Origin of the sequence: Aquabacterium sp. (genome assembly GCF_016234775.1) — a bacterium.
In the GTDB taxonomy this organism is placed as follows: domain Bacteria; phylum Pseudomonadota; class Gammaproteobacteria; order Burkholderiales; family Burkholderiaceae_C; genus Aquabacterium.
On sequence record NZ_JACRAH010000061.1, the window covers coordinates 1 to 4,228 of the forward strand.

Genomic DNA, 4,228 nt, shown 5'->3' on the forward strand with positions numbered 1-4,228 from the left:
ACAAGGAAATGGTCATGCCTGGTGACAACGTGTCGATCACCGTCAAGCTGATCGCCCCGATCGCCATGGAAGAAGGTCTGCGCTTCGCTATCCGCGAAGGTGGCCGTACTGTTGGCGCCGGCGTGGTTGCCAAGATCCTCGACTGATTCGCATGACACATGCCCGTCCCGGCTTCGGCTGGTGACGGGCGTCTCATCGCTCTTTAATTAAAGGAAGTGTGTCATGGCACAACAGAAGATCCGCATCCGCCTGAAGGCGTTTGACTACAAGCTGATCGACCAGTCGTCGGCTGAAATCGTTGAAACCGCCAAGCGTACCGGCGCCATCGTCAAGGGCCCCGTGCCCCTGCCGACCCGCCTGCAACGTTTCGACATCCTGCGTTCGCCCCACGTCAACAAGACGTCGCGTGACCAGTTCGAAATCCGCACCCACCAGCGTCTGATGGACATCGTGGACCCAACCGACAAGACGGTTGACGCCCTGATGAAGCTCGACCTGCCGGCTGGCGTGGACGTCGAAATCAAGCTGCAGTAAATCTTTATTGCACCGTTGCCGCCTGATCAACCCGGGCGGCATTGAAAAGCCGCACGCAATGTCGTGCGGCTTTTTTTTGGCCATCTCTCTTACCATCACCAGCTTATAAAAGATCAGGAAGGATCGTGTCATGACGACGAGGATGAATGGGCTTCGCCTGTTTGCCGTGTTCTGGGTGAGCGCTTGCATGTTGACGGCTGCTTTGGCGGCTGAGCCAGCCCGGCCCGGCAATCTGCTGCTTGACGACGTGGTCGTTGCCAGGCGTTCGGGCGATTGGGCGCCTGTTTTGCGCGATTTGCAGGCGCAGATCGACAAGCGCGGCGACCCCATCTACGAGACCGCGCTCGCAGGGGTGCAGTTTCAGGGGCTGGGCGGTGCGGGGGAGCCGTTGCGCATCGTGTCCCTGTTGAAGTCTGCTGCTGACAAGGGCGAACCGCTGGCCATGACACATTTGGGCGTGCTCTATGCGGGAGGTTTCGGTGTCGACAAGGATCTGGCCAAAGCCGCCTCGTGGCATCGCCGCGCGGCCGAGCTTGGTGTAAGCGAAGCGCAATACAACCTGGGTCAGCTGTATCACTCGGTAGGTATCGGCGATGGCAAGGGCCCTGATCCGGCGCAGGCAGTGTCCTGGTACCGCAAGGCTGCAGACCAGGGTTTCGCCATGGCATCGTTGAATCTGGCTGCCTTGATGTTGCAGGGTGCGGGTGTTGAGAAGGACGTCGACAAGGCCCTGGCTTTGATGCGCAGGGCAGCGGACGCTGGAGAAAGCGCTGCACAGACGAATCTGGGCATCATTTACATGAGTGGGTTTGATGGGCGATCTCGTGACCTGTCCCAGGCGTATTACTTCTTGACGCTTGCCAGTCGGCAGGACACGCGAGGCACCTGCTTGCCTGCGGCTCTATGGGTGGCGGCACGCCGAGGGTCGGGGTTCCAGGGGCTGTCCAACGAATGGGTGGTGCGCAACGAGCTCTCGCGCCAATCCTGTATGGTGCCCAACCAGCAGGCCGTAAACCTGCTGGCCAAGCTGGACGATCTGGCCACGAAGTACCCCGAGCTGCAGGCACTGCGCGCCAAGGCGCAAGAGGCCAGCGCGGCGTTCATGGCCAAGCGTCAATTTCTGGACGAGCCGAACGCCTCTGCGGATGCGGTGGTGCCGGCCGCGCGCTCGGAGGTGGGCTTCATTCAAGGGCCGACCGGATGGGTGTTGTTCAAAACCAGTGCTGAGCGCGAAGGCGTCGCTTACAGCGAAGTCCGGCCTTCGAGCCAGTCTGGTGACAATTGGCAGGAAATGGCAACATTCAGGCGGTTTGACCGTCTTCGTTATGCGCAGGCTGACGAGCACATGAAGCCTTTGCTCGACATCCTGGGCAAGGCGTGCGTTAGAGGCTGGATGACACACGGGGTCTTTTCCGGCGAGGAGCACGGCTATCCGACGCTGGTCATGACGGCCTATTGTGATGAAACGACGCAGCATCGATCCGAGACGCACTTTGTCAAAGTTGTGCAAGGCCGAGAGGCGCTTTACGAATGGCATGCCACTCACCGTGGGGCGGTGGGAGATGGATACCAGCGCAGTGATGACTTCAAACAGCTCAATATGACCTTTGCTCAGTGGCTCAAGAACCAGTCGGTTTGTGATCAGAAGGCCGCAGCAGGTACGCCGAGCGCTTGCCCCAAGGACTTTCCGCCAAATCAGGCGAAGCCTTGATGCCCCCGATCAGCGCGGCCCCCGGGGCCTGACGCCGGTTAAGGCCGGGGAGTGCTTGCAGACCTGGGTGCTGTCTGTTATCATCGCAGGCTTTCCCGTAATGGGCGGATTGCGCGTTGCCTAATTTTTAAGCAGCAAACGCCGTCACAGCAGGAATTCGAAGGCGCCAGTCATGTCAGTACGAGTGACAGGTGCCGAAAGAGTCGGCCCGGCCAATCGATGTCGGGCTTGTGTAAAAGGCCTCCAATTGTGAGGCTGGAGAAAAAACCATGAGTCTTAGCAATCGCCTCGGATTGCTGGGCCGCAAGGTGGGCATGATGCGCATTTACACAGACGACGGCGATGCCGTGCCTGTGACTGTGCTCGACGTGTCCAACAACCGCGTGTCCCAGGTCAAAACCGTTGAGACTGACGGCTACACCGCTGTGCAAGTGGTGTTCGGTTCGCGCAAAGCATCGCGCGTGACCAAGCCTGAAGCTGGCCATATGGCCAAAGCTGGCGTGGAAGCTGGTGAAATCACCCGCGAATTCCGCGTCGCTCCTGAAGTCGCTGCCGACTTGAAGGCTGGCGCCACCATCGCCCCTGCCACCCTGTTCCAGGCTGGCCAACTGGTTGACGTGCAAGGCACTTCGATCGGTAAGGGCTTTACCGGCACCATCAAGCGTCACAACTTCGGTTCGCAACGTGCTTCGCACGGTAACTCGCGTTCGCACAACGTTCCTGGCTCCATCTCGATGGCGCAGGATCCTGGCCGCGTGTTCCCTGGCAAGCGCATGTCTGGTCACATGGGTGACGAGACCGTGACAACACAAAACCTCGACGTCGTGCGCGTTGACGAAGCTCGTCAACTGCTGCTGGTCAAGGGTGCCGTGCCTGGTTCGAAGGGTGGCTTTGTCACCGTGCGTCCCGCAGTCAAGGTCAAGATCAAGAAAGGGGCCAACTGATGGCACAGCTGGAACTCCTGAATGAACAGGGTCAAGCTGCCTCCAAGGTTGAGGCTTCTGACACCGTGTTCGGCCGTGAGTACAACGAGGCCCTGATCCATCAGGTCGTCGTCGCTTACCAGGCCAATGCCCGTCAAGGTACCCGCGCTCAGAAGGATCGCGAAACCGTCAAGCACACCACGAAGAAGCCCTGGCGCCAAAAAGGCACCGGTCGCGCTCGCGCTGGTATGTCTTCCTCGCCTCTGTGGCGTGGGGGCGGTCGTACTTTCCCGAACCTGCCTGAAGAAAACTTCTCGCACAAGGTCAACAAGAAGATGTATCGCGCCGGTATGGCCGCCATCTTCTCGCAACTGGCTCGCGAAGGCCGTCTGGCTGTGGTCGATTCGATCGCTGTCGAAGCCCCCAAGACCAAGCTGCTGGCTGCCAAGCTGAAGGCCATGAACCTGGATCACGTCCTGGTCATCGCTGACAACGTGGACGAGAACCTGTTCCTGGCCGCTCGCAACCTGCCCAACGTGCTGGTCGTTGAGCCCCGTTACGCCGATCCCCTGTCCCTGGTCTTCTACAAGAAGATCGTGGTCACCAAGGGTGCGATCGACAAGCTGCAGGAGATGTTCGCATGAGCACTCTGAAATTTGATGAAGCCCGCTTGCTGAAGGTGCTGGTCGCTCCGATCATTTCGGAAAAGGCCACTGCCGCTGCTGAAGAGCGTGGTCAAGTGATGTTCAAGGTGATGCGCGACGCCACCAAGCCCGAGATCAAGGCCGCTGTTGAGCTGCTGTTCAAGGTCGAAGTGAAGTCCGTGCAAGTCGTGAACCAGAAGGGCAAGACCAAGCGTTTCGGTGGCCGTGTCGGTCGCCGTGACCATGCCAAGAAGGCCTTCGTGTCTCTGGCTGCCGGTCAAGAGCTGAACTTCTCCGGGGAGGCTGCGTAATCATGGCTGTCGTTAAAGTCAAACCAACCTCGCCTGGCCGCCGTGGCGTGGTCAAGGTGGTGCACAAGCACCTGCACAAGGGCAAGCCGGAAGCGTCGCTGCTGG

Annotated in this window: 5 protein-coding genes and 2 pseudogenes; all 7 read left to right on the forward strand. The window is 59.6% G+C overall.

The features are described from left to right. Nucleotides 1–146: pseudogene (gene tuf / locus HY836_RS17570) on the forward strand (elongation factor Tu); the annotation flags it as partial. Between the two features lie 76 nt (nt 147–222). Beyond that, a complete protein-coding gene (rpsJ, locus tag HY836_RS17575) occupies nt 223–534 on the forward strand; it encodes a 30S ribosomal protein S10 (protein ID WP_035037922.1) in 312 nt (103 codons plus the stop codon). 130 nt (nt 535–664) lie between these two features. Beyond that, a complete protein-coding gene (locus tag HY836_RS17580) occupies nt 665–2,245 on the forward strand; it encodes a tetratricopeptide repeat protein (protein ID WP_290678823.1) in 1,581 nt (526 codons plus the stop codon). 269 nt (nt 2,246–2,514) lie between these two features. Further along, complete coding sequence (gene rplC / locus HY836_RS17585) at nt 2,515–3,189, forward strand: 50S ribosomal protein L3 (RefSeq protein WP_290643703.1); 675 nt, start codon at nt 2,515–2,517, stop codon at nt 3,187–3,189. Beyond that, the gene (gene rplD, locus HY836_RS17590; RefSeq protein WP_290678826.1) at nt 3,189–3,812 is read left to right on the forward strand and encodes a 50S ribosomal protein L4; all 624 of its coding nucleotides are present in this window, start codon (nt 3,189–3,191) and stop codon (nt 3,810–3,812) included. The genes rplC and rplD overlap by 1 nt, the downstream gene beginning before the upstream one ends. Then, on the forward strand, nt 3,809–4,123 hold the full coding sequence (gene rplW / locus HY836_RS17595) for a 50S ribosomal protein L23 (RefSeq protein ID WP_290678829.1): 315 nt from the start codon (nt 3,809–3,811) through the stop codon (nt 4,121–4,123). Before rplD ends, rplW begins: the two co-directional genes overlap by 4 nt. Nucleotides 4,124–4,125: 2 nt before the next feature. Beyond that, a pseudogene (locus HY836_RS17600) lies at nt 4,126–4,228 on the forward strand (50S ribosomal protein L2); the annotation flags it as partial.